Origin of the sequence: Eubacterium sp. AM46-8, from assembly GCF_003466705.1 — a bacterium.
In the GTDB taxonomy this organism is placed as follows: Bacteria; Bacillota; Clostridia; order Lachnospirales; family Lachnospiraceae; genus Lachnospira.
In genome coordinates this window covers 50,938-72,641 of record NZ_QSEU01000017.1, presented here as the reverse complement: position 1 = coordinate 72,641, position 21,704 = coordinate 50,938, and the positions used below count along the sequence as shown (strand labels likewise).

Below are 21,704 nucleotides of genomic sequence, written 5' to 3'. Positions count from 1 at the left end.
ATATTATTATACGAAATGAAGTTTAAATAAGTTTAAAAAAGAAAAACTTCCGCGAAATTATATCACAGAAGTTTTTCTTTGTCTATTTTTTTAATCTTGTTGCATAAACCATGACATCATACATCCGCCATCTGCACCGGCTTCAAGCACTTTCCCAATGTTATCAGGCTTAATTCCTCCAATCGCAAACACTTTTACTGTGGGATTAACAGTATGAGCCGCTCTACACACTTCTTTAAGAAAACTAAGTCCTGCCCCCATCTTCCCCGGCTTGCACTGTGTCTCAAATATCGTTCCAAGCACAATCTGGTCTGCTCCTGCGCGGGTAGCATTCACTGCCTCTTCAATACTGTGGCACGACACGCTCACACAATCAAGCCCCTTTATCACATCAGCCTGTTCATCACACATTTGTTTAAAATGTTCCATTGAAAAATGTACATTTCCACAGCCTGCATACTCTGCTACACTGATATCACTGTGAACAAACATTTTAACAGAAGCTTCCCTGCACATTACCTGTATGTGTCTGGCAAATTCCCTGTAGTCCTGCCTATCCATATCCTTTTCACGAAGTATCATGGCATATGGGTGCAGTGCCACACATTTTTCAAGTTGCATAATGTACTCCTCCATGGTACACTCTGCGCCACCGCTGCCGTTCACCAGATGTCTGTTCGTTATACATATATATTTTCTATACATAAATGTATTCATTCACGACTGGCTGAAGCCCGCCATCCTCCATATCCTTATACATTCTGTCAAATGAACGGTTATCATTGATTTCAAACTGTTCATCTCCGGCATCATCATCTTCTTTTCCTGTATATTTAGATTCATGGTCGCCGATTCCTGTTGAGACACCTGCTGAAACTTTAGTGGCACATATCTTGGTTATACCATTTCTAAACTGCGCACTCTCACGGCTTGAAACTGTAATTCCAACGAATGGCAGAAACAGTCTGTATGCACAGAGGACCTGACAGAGCTGTTTTTCGCCCACATCACGCGGATTAATCTTATCATTGTTGATTATCGGGCGGAGTCTTGGACAGCTTAAGCTCAGCTCGGCATGTGGATATTTACGGTTCAGATAATACACATGAAGCGCCGTTGCAAGTGCGTCTTTCCTGAAATCATCAAGTCCTAACAATGCCGAGAAGCCTGCTCCTCTCATGCCTGCCATAAGCGCCCTCTCCTGTGCATCAAATCTGTACGGCCATACTCTCTTATGTCCTAACAAATGTAATGTCTCATACTTTACAGGATTATAAGTTTCCTGGAATACTGTCACATAATCAACTCCACATTCATGAAGATAGCGGTATTCATCCACATTTACAGGATATATCTCTATGCCGATATTCTTGAAATATTTTCTTGCAATCTTAACTGATTCGCCAATATACTCAACATCTGAATATTTTCTGCTCTCTCCTGTCAGTATCAGGATTTCTTCCATTCCTGTATCTGCAATAACTTTCATCTCATGCTCAATTTCCTCGAATGAAAGTTTCTTTCTATGAATGTTATTGTAGCAGTTGAATCCACAGTATATGCAGTAATTCTGGCAGTAATTAGCTATATAGATAGGTGTAAATATATACACTGTATTGCCAAAATGTTTCTTAGTTTCATTCTCTGCTTTTCTTGCCATCTGCTCTAAGTAAGGTGCTGCGGCTGGTGAAAGCAATGCCTTAAAGTCCTCTATATTGCAGGTATCTTTGCTTAATGCCCTCTCCACATCTGCGGCTGTGTATGAATCATAGTCATACTCATCCATTGCCTTTAAGACTTTATCCTTAATATCTGAATTAATTATTTCCATGTCATCAAGATATTTCATGTAATCTGTTCTGAATGACGGATCCTGCTCTAACTTATGTTTTCTCTCTAACGCAGCCGGTGGAAGCTGGTCACTGTCTATAAAATATACCTGATTTTCCTCGTTCATTATTCTGCCTTCTTTTCTATTATATTCTCATATTTCGTCAAGCAATACTTCCCCGAAGTTATGCTTCCGCTGAAATTATCCCGCCAGTATCTCTTGCAATGCACCTTTGGGATTGCTCTCCACATTTAACGTAAGAATCCTGTCAATGGGTCTGATGCGCTTCCGCCTCTTGCAAGAACTCTTCCCATTCCTGTAAGATATGCGCTTCTTCCTGCCTCTATAGCCTTCTTAAATGCCTCTGCCATAGCCGGAACATTTCCTGCTGTTGCAATTGCTGTATTAGCCATAACCGCAGCCGCTCCCATCTCCATTGCCTCACATGCCTGCGAAGGCTTGCCAATTCCTGCATCCACGATAATTGGCAGATCAATCTCATCAATAAGTATCTGTATAAATGCTTTGGTTGAAAGTCCGTTATTGCTTCCAATCGGTGAGGCAAGCGGCATAACGCAGGCAGCTCCGGCATTCTGTAAATCTCTTGCCACATTCAGATCAGGATACATGTATGGCATTACAACAAATCCTTCCTTAGCAAGTATTTCTGTTGCTTTCACTGTCTCATAGTTATCTGGGAGAAGATACTTTGCATCATGCATAATCTCAATCTTTACAAAATCTCCACATCCCATCTCACGGCTGAGTCTCGCAATTCTTACCGCTTCCTCTGCATTTCTTGCTCCTGAAGTATTAGGAAGAAGAGTTACTCCCTTCGGTATGAAATCAAGAATATTCTCTTTATTCTCTGTATTGGCACGTCTAAGAGCAAGTGTGATAATTTCAGCACCGCCCTGCTCAACTGCCGCCTTAATAAGATTCACATTGTACTTTCCTGAACCTAATATGAATCTGCTGTTGAACTCATGTCCTCCTAATATCAGCTTATCTTCTTTCTTATTCATGTCTTCTTTTCTGGTCATGTCTTCCATCTTTGATATCCTCCTGTTGTCTGTGATTATGTTTAGGCTTTCATATTTTGGACTTCATTGTGTCTTCTCACCGCTTTAACGTCCAATCCGGCGCACTTTGACTTCCTTTTGGGACTTCATCATGCTTTCCCACTGCTTTAACGTCCAATCCTCCTCTCTTTGGCTTCCTTTTTGGACTTCATCCGTGCCTCACTCCGCTTTAAAGTCCAATCTCGCATGACTTGGCTTACCTTTTGGACTTCATCGTGCCTTCTCACCGCTTCAACGTCCAATCCGGCGCACTTTGACTTCCTTTTTGGACTTCATCCGTGCCTCACTCCGCTTTAAAGTCCAATCTGACTCTCTTACTCGTTCCTTTATGTCAGAACTGACCGCCACCGACAAAGTGCAATATTTCAATCACGTCTCCGTCTTCAATACTTACTTTATCAAAATCTTCCCTATGAATTATTTCCATATTCTTCTCAATTACAATACCTACCGGGTCATACCCAGCTTCTGTTACATAAGCAAGAATTGTCTTTCCTGCAACTAGTGCAACATCCTGTTGTTCTCCATTAATCTGTACCATTGTGCCTCCTTTCCTTCTCTCCGCCATTCTTTGCGTTTGAATCTGTGCAAGCACATTTCAGCTTACATGGCTTCTCTTCGCCTTTTTGCGCGAGTAGCTCACACTCCAGAACCTCGTTCTGTCGTTGTCGCGGTGCTCCTCGAGAGCCCATATAAATTTCACAGTTCGTGCAAGCACGACTGTGAAATTTCCATGTCTTCTCTCATCGCTACTCGCGCTTTTTGTAAGCCAAGTCTCTCCGTAGCTTCGCTACTCCCGAGCCTTGATAATTCACAACTCCCGGTCTCCGACCTTCGTTGTTCATTATTGACATTCTCCATATAAGCTGAAATCTGTGCAAGCACATTTCAGCTTGCATGGCTCATTGCTTACAAAAAAGAGGCAGAGCCGCTTTCCAGCTGGCTCTGCCTCTAAAATTCACAATATGAATACGCCGGAAATCTATTATTACCGACGCCTGTTGTATGTTCGCCTGTATGAATCCTGTAAGCTGATTCTCATCAACTCTCTTTACTTCATACCTGCTGGTCTTGAAAAGTGGTGTCCCCAATTCAACGCCTTGATTAATATAACATATCACTGATAATTATTCAACTACCAGCTCTGCATATTGATGTCTGTGAGTTTTACTTCTTTATATTCCTGCCCTATGTATGCATATATCTGTTGTAACTCGTCATCATCAAATTCTGCAGCTTTACCATTATACATAATATTAAGTGTGTAGCTGTCCTCCCCACTATTCTCTGCCTTTATATAGAATTCTGCCGGGCCAAACATAACTTCAAGCTCTCTTACGGCCTCCGCACACAGACTTGCAACATAATTATCATCAACCTCTATATCTTCATGTTCATCATAATTAAATGCCATCTCTGGATTATAGCCTTTTCTGGCTGCTTTCTCGTTCTTTAAAGGAGTAGTCGCTTCGTTTTCAGAACCCGATGTACCTCTTTCAATAGGAACAGCTTTAGCCGTAACAGGTTCAGATTCATCTGACATTCTATCATCCACACCTGTCTGCTTATCGTTCCTGACAGAACATGCACTAAGAACCAGAGCCATCGTGCAGACACATAACACACATAAAACAAAATGCATAGAATATAAGCATACACGCTTCATAACATCACCTCTGCTTATATTCTATGCCAATTTCACAATAAATCAATATTAATTTTCATTCCTCCAGGCCTCAACAACCCCTCCGATAAAGCCGGGGATAAGACCGAAGTATCCTACGAATGTAAACATCCATTCCGTTCCTTTGAATGCAAATATGCTTACAACCGCCCACACTACGAATCCGATTGCACACCATGCAAGAGTGTTAAGCAGAAGGAAAAGATATTCATATCTTTTTTCAGTTAAATGAGTATTCTTACAAATGTTCAGAAGCATTTTCATCGAAGCCTCCCTTCGTATCAAGAGCAAATATTACCCATTCTGCAATGTTAGTTGCATGGTCTCCTATTCTCTCAAAATACTTGGCAACCATAAGCAGGTCAGCAGCCTGTTCACCATTAGCTGAATCTGCCTGTATCATTGCAATCAGGTCGTCTCTTACCTTTTCAAAAAGGTCATCTACTACGTCGTCATACGCGATAACTTTTCTCGCTTTATCCATGTCCTTCTCAACATAGGCCTCAATACTTCTGATTAACATAAGCATTGTCTCAGAAGCCATCTGATTGATATGCTCTAACTTCTTTATGTATGACTGGTTAGAAAGCTTAATAGTTATCTCGCCAATATCTGCTGCCTGGTCTCCGATTCTTTCCATATCAGTAACCATCTTTAAGGCTGCTGTTATAGTTCTTAAATCCCTGGCAACCGGCTGCTGCTGGATAAGAAGATTAAAGCAGATGTTCTCAATAGTCTTCTGCTCCCTGTCAATCTCCTCGTCCTGAATCATAACCTTTTTAGCAAGCTCTGCATCCTGTCTTACAAGGGCATCAACTGCCTTTCGTATAGAGTCCTCAATTGCAGAGCCCATCTTCATCATTTCTTTATTAAGTCTGTCAAGCTGTTCGTCAAATTTACTTCTCATCATCCAAACCTTCCTGTGATATAATCTTCTGTTCTCTTATCCTGAGGATAAGAGAATATCTGTTTAGTATCTCCAAACTCTACCATCTCTCCTACAAGGAAAAATGCTGTCTGATCCGAAACTCTCGTTGCCTGCTGCATGTTATGCGTTACTACGATTACTGTATATTTCTTCTTTAAGTCTTCCATCAGTTCCTCAATCTTGGCTGTAGATATAGGGTCAAGTGCTGATGTAGGCTCGTCCATAAGAAGTACCTCTGGCTGGACTGCAAGTGCTCTTGCGATACAGATTCTTTGCTGCTGTCCACCTGAAAGTCCCATGGCCGATTTTTTCAATCTGTCCTTAACCTCATCAAATATAGCTGCACCACGAAGACTCTCCTCAACTATCTGGTCAAGTCTTTTCTTATCTCTTATTCCGTGAACTCTTGGACCATAAGCAATGTTATCGTATATGCTCATCGGGAAAGGATTAGGCTGCTGGAATACCATTCCTACCTTCTTTCGAAGAATTGTAGTATCAACCGCAGGATCATATATATCCTCACCATCAAGAAGCACCTTGCCATCTATTCTTACGCCGTCAACCAAGTCGTTCATACGGTTTAAGGTCTTTAAAAATGTTGATTTACCGCAGCCAGATGGTCCGATAAATGCTGTTACTGCATTTTCCTGTATATCCATGCTCACATCCTTGAGAGCATGATTCTCACCATAATACAGGTTCAGATTTTCAACTTTAACTTTAATCTTATTGCTCATATATTCCTCCCAAATTAGTGCTTTTCAAGCTTCTTAGCGAGCCTCTTTGTACCAAAATTAATAAGAAGTACAATTACAAGAAGTACAACCGCTATACCGAATGCCACCTCAAATTCACCCTTGCTTGCGCTTAAATAAAGCTGAATTGTAAGTGTTCCGCCCGAGTGAAATATTTTCTCAAGAAATGCATCAAAAGTCTTTGGAAGAAGATGTGCACTTCCCGCTGTAAAAAGCAGTGCTGCCGATTCTCCAATAATTCTTCCTATCGCAAGGATTACTCCGGTTACAATTCCAGGCATTGCTGACGGAAGAAGAATTGTTCTGATTGTGTACCATTTACCTGCACCTAAACCTACCGCTCCTGTTCTGAAACTGTCAGGTACAGTCTTTAACGCTTCCTGTGTATTTCTTGTAACAAGCGGAAGCACCATTAATGTAAGTGTAAGAGAACCTGTCAGAAGTGAATATCCCATGTGACATAACTGTCCGAAGAAAAGCATTCCAAACAAGCCAAATATAATTGATGGAATTCCTGCAAGTGTCTCTGTTGCAAATATTATAACTGTAACAAGCTTTCCCGGTTTGGCGTACTCATTTAAATAAATTGCAGCACCTACACCGATTGGCGTTGTAATTATCATAGTAAGTAATATTATTATCAATGTGTTCAGAATATTACCGGCAATTCCCACAGTTCCGTGAAGAATTGATGTAACACCTGTAAGAAATGCCCAGTTTACACGCCTTGCGCCCTTTGCGAACACATATATAATAATTCCCAAAAGCAGGAGAACTGAAAATGCTGCACATACATATATTGCTGTATAAACTGCTATTTCTTCCGGATGTCTTTTCTTGGCTTTAAGATTATCCATTTGCTTTCTCCCCTTTCTTCTGCATAAATGTAATTATCAGGTTAATAATCATTATGAAAATGTAAAGAACAAGTCCTACTGTGAAAAGAACCTGTCTGTGTACTCCATCTGCGTAACTCATCTCACTTACAATCTGTGTTGTAAGAAATCTTACTGAGTTAAATGGAAGCGGAAGATTTACTGAACCACCGGCTACCAGATTAATAGCCATTGCCTCACCTAAGGCTCTTCCTATACCTAATACGATGCCTGTTATAATCCCTGACTTGGCTGCTGGAACTACAACCTTGAATATTGTCTGTATCTTAGTTGCTCCAAGAGCAAGTGATGTTGCTCTTAAATTCATTGGAACTGCCCTGATTGCTGACGCGCTCATATTGATAACTGTTGGAAGTATCATTATTGCAAGCACCAGCACTGCAGCCAGGAGGTTGGCTCCTCCTGTGTACTGATGTGTTGTGGAATTCGCGAATACATGCTTTTCTAATTTATAAAGGAGGGGGTTTAATAGCATTAATCCGAGAAGTCCGTATATAACAGAAGGAATTGCTGCTAACAGTTCAACTGCCGGCTGAACTACTGCTGCAAGTTTTTTTCCTGCTATCTCTGTCAAAAAAACTGCTGTTAATAATCCAATTGGAACACCGAGAAGAATCGCAAGTGTTGTTCCTGCAATTGATGAAAGAATTATGTATACAATTCCATATGCAGGTGGTGTAGCCGTTGGTGCCCATACTGTTTTAAAGAGCAGATCTGCTATTCCGACACTTTTAAGACTCTCTGTTCCTTTTATGAACATATAGATAGTAATGGAGCAGACTGCCAGGATAGCTACTATTGCACATATAAGGAATATAAACTGTGCCACGCTTTCACTTGCATGCTTTGACTTTTTATTACCCTTTAACGAACTATTTGCCGTTGCCTTAACAGCTTCTGGCGTTTTATTTATTTTGTTCATACCAACATTTATAACCTCATCCATGTCAATCTCTCCATTCAGAATCTATATTAACCGCGGCTTACTCTGGGAGAATTAAGCCTACGCCCTTGATAACCTTCTTGCCTGCGTCAGACTTTACGAAGTTGAACCATGTCTGAACAAGCTCACTCTGTGATGAAACAGAACCCTTAGTAGCCATTACAAATGGTCTTGAAAGTGTATACTTACCAGCCTTAATGTTATCCTCTGTTGCATCTACACCATCAAGCTTTAAAGCTGCAACTGTCTTATCAACTACATCTAATGAAACATATCCGATTGCACCTGGAGTTGCTGCAACCTTGGCAAGTACAGCACCTGTACTGTCAAGTTCCTGTGCATATGCACATTTATTCTTAACTTCAAGAAGTTCCTCAAATGCTCCTCTTGTACCAGAGGCTGCCTCTCTGCCGATTACTACGATAGCTTCGTCTGAACCACCGAGGTCCTTCCAGTTAGTAATCTTACCTGTGTAGATGTCTGTAAGCTGCTGCTTTGTTACATTAGTAACCTTGTTGTTCTTGTCAGTAATCATTGCAATACCATCAATAGCTACGATGTTCTCTTCAATACCTGCTGACTTTTCCTTGTCTGATAAAGCTCTTGAAGCGTTACCGATATCAACTGATCCAGATGTTACTGACTCGATACCTGCGCCTGAACCTGTATATTCTGTTGTTACTGTTACATTAGGATATTCTTCCATGAATGCTTCCATGAGAGCGCCGCACATCTTTTCCATTGATGTACTTCCTGCTAACTGAATCTTTCCTGAAAGCTCCTTAGTTGTGCCTCCGTTTGCTGAGCCACCATCTGCACTTGATGAACCACAGCCTGCTAATGTTGCAAGACCTAATGTTGCTGTTAATGCAACTGTAAGTAACTTTTTAATTCCTTTTCTCATAACTTCCGTTACCTTCCTCTTTTTTATTTGCACGCATTAGCAGAAGATTTTCGTAGGGGCTTGAATCAGTTTCCTGACCGAATGATATGTGAGTCGTCTCAAAAAAGAAAACCCTCTGCATCTGCTTGCAGAGGGTATGTTATCAATGTTATGTAAAATGCATAATCTCACGTTCGTAAAGATTTTGTAAAATGTATGTGATTATCTTAAAGTCTTTCTGAATATTATTATAAAATATGCCGTTCCTATAATAGATGTAAATGCCCACGCACTCGCATACACAAGATAGAGTGACATCAGTGTATGTATACTTGCAAATATTGTACACACCCATATGATTCTGAATACAACAGAACCCATTATAACTATTATTGTAGGTATAACGCTTCTGCCAAGTCCTCTTGCTCCCGCTGCCGCATTATCCATAAATGCGGATATAAAATAAGAGCATCCCATTATTCCAAGTCTTATTGAGCCATAATGCAATACATCCGGATCACTTGTGAACAGGCTAAGAAACTGTGTCCTGAAAACTACAAGCAATGCACCAAGCACTGCTCCTATAAGAAATGAATACATCTGTGTAACAAGATATGCTTTCTTAATCCTGTCACGCTTTCTTGCTCCCAGATTCTGCGCTATAAAGCTTGTACATGCAGTATAGAATGCCGCCATCATATCATACACAATGTTATCAGCATTAGCCGCAGCCGAATTGCCCTCAACAACTACATGGTCAAATGAATTGACTGCTGACTGTATATAGAGATTGGCAACTGCAAAAAGTGAATACTGTACTGCTGCAGGCAAACCAATCTTTAACACTCTCGCTGCTATATGTGAATCTATTCCTATATTTCTCATATAAAGCCCATAATCCTTGCCACAGCCAAACAGGAATTTAAGTATCAGAAATGCTGATATATACTGTGATATTATACTTGCCAGTGCAACACCGACAACCCCAAGCTTACACACTATTACAAAGAACAGATTAAGTATTACATTAATTATCCCCGCTGTAATAAGATACATAAGCGGTCTTTTAGTATCTCCAACTGCACTTAACACGGCATTACCATAATTATACATGGCAAGAGCCGGTGAACCAAGAAGATATATTGTAAGATATATAACTGCGCCATCTATCAGTTCTTTCTTAGTTCCTATAAGATTCAGCACCGATCTTGAAAGGAACAGTCCTGACAAAAGCAGCAGCAGTCCCGCAATCATGCATATTACAATTGAAGTGTGGACTGCCCTCTTTACATTTGCACTATTCTTAGCCCCTACAAACAGCGCGACTACTGCGTTGACACCTCCTGCAAGTCCTAGCAGGATACCGGTTGTCAATGTGATAATTATACTCGTTGAACCTACCGCACCAAGCGCCAGCGGTCCCACAAATTTACCAACTACCGCCACATCGCACAGGTTGAACATAACCTGAAGCACATTTGACAGCATAAGCGGCACTGAATACATTAATATTTTCTTCGGCAGAGAACCTGTCGTCATATCTATTTCATTTGATTTCATAACCTTATCTTAAACCCTTTAAATATTCCTTCTGTTCCGGCGTAATACGATAACTCTCTACAGCCTCTGTATTGACTTTCTGTGTACCCATTCAGAAAGCCTGTGTTCCTGTATATAAGGAATCGCCGCATCCCACTGTTTAGCAAGTGCTGTAGCCATATACCATGCAATCATCATATTTACATAGTACTCCTCTGACTTAACACCTGCAACAAGCTGTATATATTCTTCCTTAAAATCCTCGTCAAGAAACAGGCGCATCATAACGCCCATTCCGTATCTTTTAACATATGTGGTATCTGCTGCAATCCACTTCTTCGCCCTTTCAAGAATATCTTCTTTATTCTTATCAAAACACTTTGGAAGCGGTAAATCACAGGTTGCCCAGTTATCAATATATGGAAGAAACTTCTCGGTTTCACTAATACATTTATCATAATCCTTAATCTGTGCAATCAGCATCATATGAAGATTATTTTCTTCATAATATTTGTGCGGCAGCTCATTCATAAACTGCCCTGCCTCTTCTGTCTTAGAGAATTTCTTTGCAAATGCTCTTAAAACCGGAGTTCTTACTCCTATAACAGCCTCTTTATCTACCCCCGGCATAAGGCTGCTGTGAAAATCCCTGTACGCTATATCCTGTAACTTAAACAGCTCTTCCTGTAAATGTGTCATTATTCCCCTCCTGTGTGAGCTGGCTCATCGCCGCGGGTTGTGCGAGCAGCTCATACTCCAGAACTTCGTTCTGTCGTTGTCGCGGTGCTCCTCGTAAAGCCATACAAAGTTCCCAGTCCGTGCAAGCACGGCTGTAAACTTTCCGTGGCTTCACTCATCGCCTCGGATTGCGCGAGCAGCTCATACTCCAGAACTTCGTTCTGTCGTTGTCGCGGTGCTCCTCGTGAAACCATACAAAGTTTCCAGTCCGTGCAAGCACGGCTGTAATTGTATGGCTTCACTCATCGCTACTCGCGCAAAAAAAGTGGAAGCATCAACTGCCTCCACTTTAGATAGTAGCGAGAGAGGGATTTGAACCCACGACACCACGGGTATGAACCGTGTGCTCTAGCCAACTGAGCTATCTCGCCATAATATTTACTGAATGTCTTAAAAAGAAATGGGGCCTACAGGGCTCGAACCTGTGACCCTCTGCTTGTAAGGCAGATGCTCTCCCAGCTGAGCTAAGACCCCACATTCAGAACAATTCGCTTGATTTCTCTCGCAAACTGCTCTGCTATTATAATATTAAAACTTGATATATGTCAAGCACTTTTTTGACTTTTTTCAAAACTTTTTTCACAAAATTTTAATTAGAACAAATACCTCGTCCACAACAGGAAATTCTTAATCAGCTTCATTCTGCGTTCTCTCTTAGGAGTAAGCTCCACAGGCTGCACATTATATGGATTATCGTATTTGCCATCAGCATTAGCCTTTCTTGCACTATGCTCATACATCTGCATGGCACCGCCAAGCTGTTCATTAATCTCCTTGCTGTCAATAACAAGCATAAGCTCTGTATCAAGATACACACTTCTCATATCAATATTAAATGAACCAACCACCGATATATCATCATCTATAAGAACCGACTTTCCGTGGTATGAATATCCGCCTTCATATTCCCACACTTCAAGCCCTGTGCCAAGCACCTTATCCTTATGCGCATAATAATCTGCTGATCCAAATGGATTGCCATTATTGCCTACCGAATTAGTCATCAGTGACACATTTTCAACAGAATCGCATACCTTCTTTAATCCGTCATACATATACTCATTGCAGATAATATAAGGCGTATGTATCTTAACCTGCGAATCCGCCTGCTCCATGAGCTTAGTAAGCTGATACCACACTACCGGTTTTTTCGCGCCACATTCTATCGGATTACTAAGAAGTGCTATATTGCTGACTTCAACTGTTTCATCTGTGTAATCAGTGTCAGTCAGGTAATCTTTGTTATCTGCATAATAAATGTTGTAATTATCAAGCAGTTCTTTCCTTGCCGCCTTGACCTTTTTATTACCTGCACATTTGTTATTCTTTAAAAATGCCTTGCTCTCCTTATAGTTCCAGACGCTCTCATAATAAGCAAACACATCATTCACAGAACTGGTTTCATCAGGACTTTCGCAGTACACAAGCACATCCCTGTCGTAATTCTTATGTCCCGGATATGCTCCCAGAAAATAGTTAAATGTATTTCTTCCACCAAGTATATAATTAGTCCTGTCGGCTATGACATATTTGTCATGAAGCCTTCCCATTGACTGCCACGGCTTAAAAGGATTGACCTTATTGTATATCTTCACATTCACATTGTCTGATGACGCAAGTGCCTTAAAATCAGGATTGCCCTTCATCTTGGTAAAACCGGATACCCCGTCAACTATAACATTGACCGATACACCTCTGTCTGCAGCATCAATAAGTGCTCCAAGCATCAGCTTTCCGCTGTCATCTGACCTGAAGTCAAATGTTGAGAGTATAATCTCACTCTTTGCATTGCTTATCATCCTTATACGCTCTTTAAGTGCCTCATCATTATCCTCGATAATGCGTGCACGCTCGACACTTGTTCTCTCTTTCCATATGCCCTGTTCATCAAGCTGCTTCGTCTCGTCAGCAGTAAGTTCTGGCTGTCTGTGATAAGTTATTAAAGCACATGATACAATTGCTGCAACTAGCGCAACAAGCAGTATCACTGCTCCAAGAATTATTCTTTTCATAAGCTTTCTCCTGTTGTAAGATTTCAAGATTATTCTCCTTAAATATTATCTCTATCCTTTTATTACCCCGGCTCTCCCGTAAACAAAAAAGATGTGTCATATATTATATATACAACACACCTTTTCGATATCACATTAAATATTTATGAATTATTCTTAAATTATCTTATATAGTTAGTCTTTATCTTATTCTCGCCCTGTGGAAGCTCAATTCCAGCCTTCTTCGCTGCCTCTACTGACTTAACAAGCCATGCAAAATTCTGACCTAAAAGTCTCATTGTCTGCATGCCTTCCTCGTCCTTTACAACTTCATCTGGTGTATTGCCATGTACAATATTCCAGTAGTTAGATGATACAACCGGCATCTGGTTAATCTGGAAATACTTATTCAACACATCAACTGTTGATGTTGTTCCGCCACGGCGGGCAGATGCAATTGAAGAACCACATTTGTAACGAAGCTCGTTACCATATGCACCAAATAATCTGTCGAGAAACATTAATATCTCTCCTGTTGGAGAAGCATAATAAACAGGTGAACCAACAATAAGTCCGTCTGCATCAGTTATCTTAGCGCCAACTTCCTTGACAACTGCGTCAAGCTCGCCCTTAACAACTCTGCTGCCAACTGCAACTATCTCAGTATCAATTCCCTGTGCCTCTAATTCCTTAGCAACGACAGAAAGTGCTGTATATGTACAGCCTGCATCTCTTCTGCTGCCATTAACTAATACAACCTTCATGTTATAACACCTCCAAATTATTAATTAAACATTAATCTCTGCCTTCATGCCAAGCTCTTCCTTATTAGAATCAAGAATAGGCTTGATAATATTAGCAAGATACTCGTCAACCTGTTCCTTAGAACGGCCAACATACTTCATAGGATCAAGCTTTGACTGTAACTCTTCAAGAGTAACACCGAACATTGGCTCTGCTGCAATAAGCTCAAGAAGGTTATTATCAAGACCTTCCTGCTTAACTCTCTTTCCTGCTATCATAGAAAGCTCTCTTATCTTCTCATGGAGTTCCTGTCTGTCTCCGCCTGCCTTAACAGCATCCATCATAATGTTCTCTGTTGCCATGAATGGAAGCTCTGCCATCATATGCTTGATGATAACCTTGTCATATACAACAAGACCATCAACAACATTCAAGTAGAGATCAAGAATTCCATCAACAGCGAGGAAGCCTTCTGGAACTGACATTCTCTTGTTAGCTGAATCATCAAGTGTTCTCTCAAACCACTGTGTAGATGAAACAATAGCAGGGTTAAGTGCATCACTGATAACAAAATCAGCAAGTGAAGCCATACGCTCACTTCTCATAGGATTACGCTTGTAAGCCATAGCTGATGAACCAATCTGTGACTTTTCAAATGGCTCTTCAACTTCCTTGAGGTGCTGTAATAATCTGATATCATTAGAGAACTTGTGTGCGCTCGCAGCAATTCCTGCAAGTACATTAAGTACTCTTGTATCAACCTTTCTTGAATATGTCTGGCCTGAAACTGGAACACATGCGTCAAATCCCATCTTTTCTGCAATCTTTCCGTCAATCTGGCGGATTTTATCCTGATCTCCGTTGAAAAGTTCAAGGAAAGATGCCTGTGTACCTGTTGTACCCTTACAGCCTAAAAGCTTCATTGTAGAGAGTACATAATCAAGGTCTTCAAGGTCCATAACTAATTCATTGAGCCATAATGTAGCTCTCTTACCAACTGTAGTTGGCTGTGCTGGCTGAAAATGTGTGAAAGCCAGTGTAGGCTGTGCCTTATATTTATCTGCGAACTTAGAAAGCTCATCAATAACATTAACAAGCTTCTTACGAACAAGCTTTAAGCCTTCTGTCATAATGATAATATCAGTATTATCACCAACATAGCATGAAGTTGCTCCAAGATGTATGATACCTTTAGCCTTAGGGCACTGAAGTCCGTAAGCATATACATGTGACATAACATCATGTCTTACTTCTTTCTCTCGTCTCTTGGCATCCTCATAGTTAATATCATCCTTGTGAGCCTTCAGCTCATCAATCTGCTCCTGTGTGATAGGAAGTCCAAGTTCATGCTCTGTCTCTGCTAATGCAATCCAGAGTCTTCTCCATGTCTTAAACTTCATGTCAGGAGAGAAAATGTACTGCATTTCCTTGCTTGCGTATCTTTCTGCAAGTGGTGTCTGATATCTGTCGTTCATCTCGTATCCGCCTTTCATATATCAATTCTAAGTATGCAATCATCCAGACCGCATACAAGTTAAGTATATCATAGCAGGCTTGTGTTTGCAATTTATGACTTTATTTTAAATTCTTTATACCGCTTGTGATTCTCTTTAATATTCCTATAAAATAAGATTCCCCCACATGTAATTCCAATTACTGCAATTATTACCCCATTAAATTGATTTCCTGTTCTGTTCCAATTTTCTGATACAAGCAACGGGGTTACTACAGATACATAGTATAAATTGCTAAATCCTATTATATACAATATGTGTGTAATTGTTAAAGCAAAGGATATTATCAGCGAATGCATATAATCAAAAATATCTGAAATCAAAACTATAATAGCTGAAATTGCAACCATTATAATATACTTCCATATCATGATTACAGCTATATATTGTCCTAACGACATTGGAATCTTTATAGCTCCAAACATAGGATAATCCTGTATTAACATTGTATAATCTTTAACGCCATACATATGAGTAACATTTACAATATCAGGTATAAATATAATTCCCCAGACTATTGCCACAACAATACATGTTGAACATGCCTTTATTAATATCCTCTTGCCACGCCCATATGCTGCAGAACGAATTAATGCTGTCACATTCTGCCTTTTATCATCAGACATAATACCATGTAATAAAAAAGCCAGACTCATAACCCCGATTAACGCATATTTGCTTTCATGATCATACAGTCTTTTTCCAAACATATCTTCAACAATATATGGTTTGACAACTGTTCCATTTATATCTTTTTTCTTAAGTTCTTCCAAATTATTAATATTTCTATGTATTTCATCAAGACCAGTCTTATATAAAGCTGCCTGCTTATTTGCTTCATCAAAATCTGCTTTACTGTACTCTCCTGAATCCATGTCAAATGAATTTGAAATATCAATTAACCTGTTGTCCCAGTATTCTTTTTCTTCTTCATATTTATTTACTATGCAATATAATTCTTCCGATAATTGCATTCCTTCTGCTTCATTATAATAGTTTGTTGCAATTATCATATTCTCGTCATATATATACCCTCTTTTTATACCACTGATACTTACAATATATATAACAAATAATACAACTACTATGCCCTTTCTTACCCAGAGTATTTTATATAACTCCATAATAATAAGAGGCATTTGTGCAACGCATTTCTGCCAGATAGTATTAATTCTGGCACTTATATTATCAAATATACTTCTTTTCCTTGATGCCTTAATAATGCAGGATTCCAATATACCAATCGCAGAAAATAAAATTATGCCAATAATACATATAACAATTATATAATATATCCGGTCTGTTATAATTCCACATAATCTAACATTTGCATAATTAGTCAGCGTATGCTCCGGTAAAATCATACTCCATATGTTAATATTCTTAAGGAACACAAATGAACTTTTACTTGAAATCTTTGTATACAGAATATATTCTGTCAAAATCCAATTACTACAATCCCCATTCCTATAGACACATTGCTAAATATACCAGCTATAATCCAAGCCAGTAATCCTGTTAAAAAAAATGCCAACGCAGAAAGCAAAATCATATATAAAACAAAAACAGCTTTAGTATGTGTAAAACTTATTGTTGAATATGCATGCCAGCTCTGTAAAGAATTCCCTAAAAATCCAAGTCCACCATATATGTAAAATGCAACAGAATATACACACATATATACAAACAGAGTACTCAAAATACTTATAACAGCAAGTGTAATAATTCTTTGTACTGAAAGTGCTATTCTTCCATGTCTGGATGCATATATCATATATATCAATCCGTTCTTTCTGTCATCAAAAAAACGAAATGCGCTAATCATAACAGCTATAATAATCAATATATTAATATATGAGCTTGCTGATGTAACTGCTTCTATTGCAGCACTGTTATCCGGATTAACAGATACATTATATAATTTTTTTATATCATATTTCGACTTTAAAATATTAATATGTGCAAATGATGATTTATCCGAATATATGCCTGACCGGAGCATTGTATCTGCCTGCGCAATATATTTATCTAAATCTTCATAATATCCATTAACATATTCAATATTCTGATCATACAGCTTAAGAGCTGCCTTTATTTCATCAGAATTATCTAAATATTCGTCCAGTAATTTTTCCTCATTCAATTCGATAAAATAGTCATAAATTTCTGGAGCTGTTTCCCGATATCTATTTATTTTTTCTTCGTATCTCCCCGCATCATATACTTCTTTATCAGTATCTTTAAGGACTTTCCATTCCGCCATATTCAGTATCATATATACTTTTGCTTTTGCCTTAAAGCTTGCTGTTATTTTATCCATCGTTGCACAATTATTATAATAATCTTTTAGCATTTGATTATAATACATATAAATTGTTTTAGTTGAATAAGTATTGTTATCTATTACTGTTGTATTATTAAATTGATAAAATACAATAATAGAGACAACCGAAACAATCAATATAATTATAGCAAACCTTTTGTCTAACAGTCTTTTAAATTCCACCATACATAATTGCCCCATTATTGCATGAATTTTCCATTATACATTATTTCCCAGTTTTTACTTTCAGAGAGTATTTCGTCCTTTCTCAACATAACCATCAAAAGACTATTTTCATTAACATCTCTTACATCTTCTCCCTTCCCCACAAACTCATCATATGCTGTTTCAGAATCGTTTGTACTCATTATTATATACCTTTCATCACATGCTGTAAGATTAGCATATCCATTATATTCTTTTTGATATATTATCTTTGCATCATTATCAAGGATACATAATTCTCCACTTTGTCCTGAAGATAACGCTCTGTTAATATATATATAATCATCATCGCATTGCAAATCATATGCCATTGTATCTGGCAGGTCATATATCTTTTCTTTTTCCCCTGTTTTTATATTGTATCTGAATAACGCGGCTTCTATATCAAGTTTATCTGAGCTAAGTTCGTCTATATAATATATATATTTTGTGTTTACAGCATAGCCTTTAATACTTGCATACTCATTTCCTTCAATTCTTTTATTGCAATCTCTTGGTGCATATGATTTCATTAGTTCTGTCAGATTCTCCCCCTGTGTACAATATATAGTATATATAAACATATCATTGTTCTCATCATATGAACATGTTTTAATATACAATGTATCTTTTACTGCCTGTATATCACAATCAAAATCTTTTAAATAACTGTTCTGCGCTGCTGATTTTTCATAACTCATAATCTTTTCTGTCTTATTTGTTTTAAGATCTGTCCTGTATAACACAATTTCAATTGTCTGAGATTCTAGTGAAACTGTTCTTTTCCCCCAGCTATACACAGCATTTTTAAATATACACAAATCATTTGTTCCGCCCCCATATGGAACATATTCCGGATTATCATTAATTACACAATATTCCTTTTTGTCATGTCCATTTTCATCAAAGGATATCAGCTTAGTTCCAGATGTATCATCATATGAAATCATATATAGTCTATGCTTATAATAAACAAATCCACCATCATTTTCTCCTCCTGCATCAAAATATGCTTCACACTCAACATTATTATGTTTACAATCTATCTTGCTGCATAACGGCGTAACCGTCTCGGAATTAACATCATAATAATATAATATTTTCCCATAAGCATTCTCGTCTGAATTGCCTGTTTTGTCTTTCGAATCATCCTGATAATATTTAGAATTAATCATATTATCACTCTTAACACTATAATTTCTCGCAAAATAATATCCGTCTTCCGCTACCGCCACCTTATGATTATCTTTTATGTAATACTGAAAATCATTGCTATCATATACAAAATCCGGAAATTTATTTTCATAAGTAACAGTTGTAACTTCCTCTCCAGAATAATTTTTCCCACATGCTGATAAAGCACATGCTGATAATATCATAATCGCCACCAGTGTTTTTCTCATAACTACCCTCCTGTACTTCATACTAATATCACGACGCTTTATTTAATCTATTATTATCATGTTTATTTAATTAAGTCAATATCATATGCTTGAAATGACATATTTCATGTCTGAAATGACATCATATCTCAAAATACACATTTATTTTAATCAAGTAATAAGTTATAATTATAATAATTTTATTTATGGAGATTGGATAATGAATATATTTATATGTGATGATGACAATCTGATCTGCAATCAGATTAAATCTCTATGTGAGAAATACTATATAGAACATAAGATAAATCAGCCTGATATTTATACTTTTCACTCTGGTGAAGACATGCTAGCTTCCAGTATCAGACCTGATATTGTCTATCTAGATATACAGATGTCTGGTATGGACGGCATTACTGTTGGTAATACCCTTCTAAAATCCTATCCAGCAGCAATAATAATTATTGTTACTTCTTTTCCGGAATATCTTGATGATGCTATGCGTTTCCATGTATTCAGATATATTTCAAAGCCTCTTGAAGAAAAACGTTTTATGCGTAATTTCGAAGATGCCATATCTGAATATAACTCTATTGGCGGTCGTATTATCATTAAATGTCAGGGTGCAAACTATACGATATCCGTAAAAGATGTCATTATGGCTGAAGTTAATCCTCATTGCCGCAATGTTACAATCTACACGACTTCTAATAAATATACTACTACCCAGACTCTGGCCGTCATTAAATCAATGCTTCCATCTGGCAGTTTTTATCAATGTCACCGCTGCTATATTGTAAATATGAATTACATTTTGTCCTATACAACAAACAAGATATATTTAGAAAATAATCTCTGTGCAGATATTGCCATGCGTAAATTCAATACTTTCTATCAGAATTACTCAGCATATCTTACAACTATACGATAACTCAGGAGGGAAATACACATGAATCCAATATGCTATTATTTATTCGTATATGTAATAGAAGCTATTATATTATGGCTGTATTGCAACCGCTTATTTGAAGCTAAAAGAAATACATTTTTATCTTTTCTTATCACAATCTGTTTCTTTTTATTACTTATTCCAGTCTCATTTTTAGGAAATGCAGCCATTAATATATTTTTTTCTCTCATTATTTACTTTATCTGTATTGTTTTAAATTATAATGTAAAAATATACCCTGCTGTTTTTCATGCTCTTGCTTTAACAATAATTATGGCACTGTCTGAAGGGCTTATTGCTGCCCTTCCTCACATCAGCATATATTTATACCGCGAAAATAACATTTATAATAGCTCTGGCTTAACATTCGTTATCTTAAGTAAATCTGTCTATCTTCTGGTTTCTCAATTTGCGATCAGAATATTTGACAAACAGACATATTATTTAAAAGATGATAAACCTCAAAAAAGCATTCTAATGCTGTATTTAATTCCAGTTATCTCAACCGTTATCACATTATTACTTGGTTCTATATGTATTAATGCAAATATATCTTATCCCACTAATATTATTATATTTATTTGCTTAACACTCCTTTTGCTAATCAATATCCTGACATTCTATCTGCAACAGGACATTTCAAAGAAAAATGTCGAATATGCAAGATTACAGATTGAACTGCAAAAGGAAAATGATACCGTCGAATATTATAGGTATATTCAGGAAAATAATGAAAAGCAGCATATTCTTATCCATGATATTAAGAATCATCTTAACACAATTAATAATCTTAATGACGGAAATCACACAGAAAAAATATCTCAATATATTAATAATATTCTCGGCAGCGAAGCGTTAAAAAAATCTAAAAGATACTGTAACATTGATATACTCAACATTATTATTTCAAGATATGCCGAAAAATGTAGTAATTGTAATATAAATTTTGAGGCAGATATCCGTTCAAATACTCTCGGATACCTGCCTTCTGAAGATTATACTTCTATATTCTGTAATCTGCTTGATAATGCCATTGAATCTGCAATACATTGCAATGAACCTTACATAGATTGTAATGTATCTCTCATAAGAGGCGGAAATGCTGACCTTATAAGCATTGCTAATTCCTGTGACACCTCTCCGTTAGGCTCTGATGGCAGACTCCACTCTGGAAAGCATAATAACCACCTTCATGGTTATGGTCTTAAAAGTGTAAAACGAATTGCTGATAAATATAATGGTCTGCTCAATTATACTTATTCAGAGGAAAAGCATGAATTCCGCATTGTTGTTATGCTTGAACACCCACAATGAA

21 protein-coding genes and 2 tRNA genes are annotated in these 21,704 nt (G+C 37.9%); 2 read left to right on the top strand and 21 right to left on the bottom strand.

The window, feature by feature from the left end; genetic code table 11:
- Positions 1 to 90: 90 nt before the first annotated feature.
- The 21 genes from DW963_RS11485 to DW963_RS11385 all read right to left on the bottom strand — a co-directional run bounded on the left by DW963_RS11485 (position 91) and on the right by DW963_RS11385 (position 19,461).
- Complete coding sequence (locus DW963_RS11485; RefSeq protein WP_279310744.1) at positions 91 to 636, bottom strand: thiamine phosphate synthase; 546 nt, start codon at positions 634 to 636, stop codon at positions 91 to 93.
- Positions 637 to 697: 61 nt separating this feature from the next.
- A complete protein-coding gene (gene thiH, locus DW963_RS11480; RefSeq protein WP_117915869.1) occupies positions 698 to 1,957 on the bottom strand; it encodes a 2-iminoacetate synthase ThiH in 1,260 nt (419 codons plus the stop codon).
- A 125-nt stretch (positions 1,958 to 2,082) separates the two neighbouring features.
- A complete protein-coding gene (locus DW963_RS11475; protein ID WP_117915891.1) occupies positions 2,083 to 2,856 on the bottom strand; it encodes a thiazole synthase in 774 nt (257 codons plus the stop codon).
- Positions 2,857 to 3,244: 388 nt separating this feature from the next.
- A complete protein-coding gene (gene thiS, locus DW963_RS11470; RefSeq protein WP_117915867.1) occupies positions 3,245 to 3,454 on the bottom strand; it encodes a sulfur carrier protein ThiS in 210 nt (69 codons plus the stop codon).
- 594 nt (positions 3,455 to 4,048) lie between these two features.
- Positions 4,049 to 4,579 (bottom strand): hypothetical protein, encoded by a 531-nt coding sequence (locus DW963_RS11465; RefSeq protein WP_117915865.1) that lies wholly within the window; start codon positions 4,577 to 4,579, stop codon positions 4,049 to 4,051.
- Between the two features lie 48 nt (positions 4,580 to 4,627).
- A complete protein-coding gene (locus DW963_RS11460) occupies positions 4,628 to 4,861 on the bottom strand; it encodes a hypothetical protein (protein WP_117915864.1) in 234 nt (77 codons plus the stop codon).
- Positions 4,836 to 5,507: a phosphate signaling complex protein PhoU gene (gene phoU / locus DW963_RS11455; RefSeq protein ID WP_353652819.1), complete on the bottom strand. Its 672-nt coding sequence runs from the start codon at positions 5,505 to 5,507 to the stop codon at positions 4,836 to 4,838. Before phoU ends, DW963_RS11460 begins: the two co-directional genes overlap by 26 nt.
- Positions 5,504 to 6,265, bottom strand: a complete 762-nt coding sequence (pstB, locus tag DW963_RS11450) for a phosphate ABC transporter ATP-binding protein PstB (RefSeq protein ID WP_117915860.1) — start codon at positions 6,263 to 6,265, stop codon at positions 5,504 to 5,506. Before pstB ends, phoU begins: the two co-directional genes overlap by 4 nt.
- A gap of 14 nt (positions 6,266 to 6,279) precedes the next feature.
- Positions 6,280 to 7,140 (bottom strand): phosphate ABC transporter permease PstA, encoded by an 861-nt coding sequence (pstA, locus tag DW963_RS11445; protein ID WP_117915858.1) that lies wholly within the window; start codon positions 7,138 to 7,140, stop codon positions 6,280 to 6,282.
- Complete coding sequence (pstC, locus tag DW963_RS11440; protein ID WP_330413761.1) at positions 7,133 to 8,125, bottom strand: phosphate ABC transporter permease subunit PstC; 993 nt, start codon at positions 8,123 to 8,125, stop codon at positions 7,133 to 7,135. The genes pstA and pstC overlap by 8 nt, the downstream gene beginning before the upstream one ends.
- Before the next feature lie 37 nt (positions 8,126 to 8,162).
- Positions 8,163 to 9,026, bottom strand: a complete 864-nt coding sequence (locus DW963_RS11435; protein ID WP_117915856.1) for a phosphate ABC transporter substrate-binding protein — start codon at positions 9,024 to 9,026, stop codon at positions 8,163 to 8,165.
- A 201-nt stretch (positions 9,027 to 9,227) separates the two neighbouring features.
- Positions 9,228 to 10,565, bottom strand: coding sequence for an MATE family efflux transporter (locus tag DW963_RS11430; protein ID WP_117915854.1), 1,338 nt, complete (start codon positions 10,563 to 10,565; stop codon positions 9,228 to 9,230).
- 57 nt (positions 10,566 to 10,622) lie between these two features.
- Positions 10,623 to 11,243, bottom strand: a complete 621-nt coding sequence (locus DW963_RS11425; RefSeq protein ID WP_502694427.1) for a DNA alkylation repair protein — start codon at positions 11,241 to 11,243, stop codon at positions 10,623 to 10,625.
- Positions 11,244 to 11,579: 336 nt separating this feature from the next.
- Positions 11,580 to 11,653, bottom strand: a tRNA-Met gene (locus DW963_RS11420).
- Positions 11,654 to 11,683: 30 nt separating this feature from the next.
- Positions 11,684 to 11,756: transfer RNA gene (locus DW963_RS11415), tRNA-Val, on the bottom strand.
- A gap of 119 nt (positions 11,757 to 11,875) precedes the next feature.
- Complete coding sequence (locus tag DW963_RS11410) at positions 11,876 to 13,294, bottom strand: phospholipase D-like domain-containing protein (RefSeq protein ID WP_117915852.1); 1,419 nt, start codon at positions 13,292 to 13,294, stop codon at positions 11,876 to 11,878.
- Between the two features lie 161 nt (positions 13,295 to 13,455).
- The gene (locus DW963_RS11405) at positions 13,456 to 14,037 is read right to left on the bottom strand and encodes a flavodoxin family protein (RefSeq protein ID WP_117915850.1); all 582 of its coding nucleotides are present in this window, start codon (positions 14,035 to 14,037) and stop codon (positions 13,456 to 13,458) included.
- Between the two features lie 24 nt (positions 14,038 to 14,061).
- On the bottom strand, positions 14,062 to 15,492 hold the full coding sequence (purB, locus tag DW963_RS11400) for an adenylosuccinate lyase (RefSeq protein ID WP_117915848.1): 1,431 nt from the start codon (positions 15,490 to 15,492) through the stop codon (positions 14,062 to 14,064).
- A 92-nt stretch (positions 15,493 to 15,584) separates the two neighbouring features.
- Positions 15,585 to 16,670, bottom strand: a complete 1,086-nt coding sequence (locus DW963_RS11395; protein ID WP_147347597.1) for a hypothetical protein — start codon at positions 16,668 to 16,670, stop codon at positions 15,585 to 15,587.
- A 299-nt stretch (positions 16,671 to 16,969) separates the two neighbouring features.
- Entirely contained in the window at positions 16,970 to 18,040 is a 1,071-nt protein-coding gene (locus DW963_RS11390; protein WP_117915844.1) for a hypothetical protein, read from the bottom strand.
- Positions 18,041 to 18,054: 14 nt separating this feature from the next.
- Positions 18,055 to 19,461 (bottom strand): hypothetical protein, encoded by a 1,407-nt coding sequence (locus DW963_RS11385; RefSeq protein ID WP_117915842.1) that lies wholly within the window; start codon positions 19,459 to 19,461, stop codon positions 18,055 to 18,057.
- Positions 19,462 to 19,660: 199 nt separating this feature from the next.
- On the opposite strand from DW963_RS11385, the gene DW963_RS11380 reads away from it, so the two are divergent.
- Positions 19,661 to 20,371 (top strand): LytR/AlgR family response regulator transcription factor, encoded by a 711-nt coding sequence (locus DW963_RS11380; protein WP_158568717.1) that lies wholly within the window; start codon positions 19,661 to 19,663, stop codon positions 20,369 to 20,371.
- Positions 20,372 to 20,389: 18 nt separating this feature from the next.
- A complete protein-coding gene (locus DW963_RS11375) occupies positions 20,390 to 21,703 on the top strand; it encodes a sensor histidine kinase (RefSeq protein WP_117915838.1) in 1,314 nt (437 codons plus the stop codon).
- The last annotated feature ends 1 nt before the right edge of the window (position 21,704 follow it).

What these genes read in the sequence shown, in the direction of transcription:
- DW963_RS11475 (WP_117915891.1), bottom strand. Translation starts at nt 2,856, where the DNA reads ATGAATAAGAAAGAAGATAAGCTGATATTAGGAGGACATGAGTTCAAC.
- DW963_RS11385 (WP_117915842.1), bottom strand. Translation starts at nt 19,461, where the DNA reads ATGAGAAAAACACTGGTGGCGATTATGATATTATCAGCATGTGCTTTA.
- purB (WP_117915848.1), bottom strand. Translation starts at nt 15,492, where the DNA reads ATGAACGACAGATATCAGACACCACTTGCAGAAAGATACGCAAGCAAG.
- pstB (WP_117915860.1), bottom strand. Translation starts at nt 6,265, where the DNA reads ATGAGCAATAAGATTAAAGTTAAAGTTGAAAATCTGAACCTGTATTAT.
- DW963_RS11410 (WP_117915852.1), bottom strand. Translation starts at nt 13,294, where the DNA reads ATGAAAAGAATAATTCTTGGAGCAGTGATACTGCTTGTTGCGCTAGTT.
- DW963_RS11465 (WP_117915865.1), bottom strand. Translation starts at nt 4,579, where the DNA reads ATGAAGCGTGTATGCTTATATTCTATGCATTTTGTTTTATGTGTGTTA.
- pstA (WP_117915858.1), bottom strand. Translation starts at nt 7,140, where the DNA reads ATGGATAATCTTAAAGCCAAGAAAAGACATCCGGAAGAAATAGCAGTT.
- DW963_RS11380 (WP_158568717.1), top strand. Translation starts at nt 19,661, where the DNA reads ATGAATATATTTATATGTGATGATGACAATCTGATCTGCAATCAGATT.
- DW963_RS11460 (WP_117915864.1), bottom strand. Translation starts at nt 4,861, where the DNA reads ATGAAAATGCTTCTGAACATTTGTAAGAATACTCATTTAACTGAAAAA.
- DW963_RS11425 (WP_502694427.1), bottom strand. Translation starts at nt 11,243, where the DNA reads ATGACACATTTACAGGAAGAGCTGTTTAAGTTACAGGATATAGCGTAC.
- thiS (WP_117915867.1), bottom strand. Translation starts at nt 3,454, where the DNA reads ATGGTACAGATTAATGGAGAACAACAGGATGTTGCACTAGTTGCAGGA.
- DW963_RS11485 (WP_279310744.1), bottom strand. Translation starts at nt 636, where the DNA reads ATGGAGGAGTACATTATGCAACTTGAAAAATGTGTGGCACTGCACCCA.
- pstC (WP_330413761.1), bottom strand. Translation starts at nt 8,125, where the DNA reads ATGGATGAGGTTATAAATGTTGGTATGAACAAAATAAATAAAACGCCA.
- DW963_RS11430 (WP_117915854.1), bottom strand. Translation starts at nt 10,565, where the DNA reads ATGAAATCAAATGAAATAGATATGACGACAGGTTCTCTGCCGAAGAAA.
- thiH (WP_117915869.1), bottom strand. Translation starts at nt 1,957, where the DNA reads ATGAACGAGGAAAATCAGGTATATTTTATAGACAGTGACCAGCTTCCA.
- DW963_RS11405 (WP_117915850.1), bottom strand. Translation starts at nt 14,037, where the DNA reads ATGAAGGTTGTATTAGTTAATGGCAGCAGAAGAGATGCAGGCTGTACA.
- DW963_RS11375 (WP_117915838.1), top strand. Translation starts at nt 20,390, where the DNA reads ATGAATCCAATATGCTATTATTTATTCGTATATGTAATAGAAGCTATT.
- DW963_RS11435 (WP_117915856.1), bottom strand. Translation starts at nt 9,026, where the DNA reads ATGAGAAAAGGAATTAAAAAGTTACTTACAGTTGCATTAACAGCAACA.
- phoU (WP_353652819.1), bottom strand. Translation starts at nt 5,507, where the DNA reads ATGATGAGAAGTAAATTTGACGAACAGCTTGACAGACTTAATAAAGAA.
- DW963_RS11390 (WP_117915844.1), bottom strand. Translation starts at nt 18,040, where the DNA reads ATGGTGGAATTTAAAAGACTGTTAGACAAAAGGTTTGCTATAATTATA.
- DW963_RS11395 (WP_147347597.1), bottom strand. Translation starts at nt 16,670, where the DNA reads ATGCCTCTTATTATTATGGAGTTATATAAAATACTCTGGGTAAGAAAG.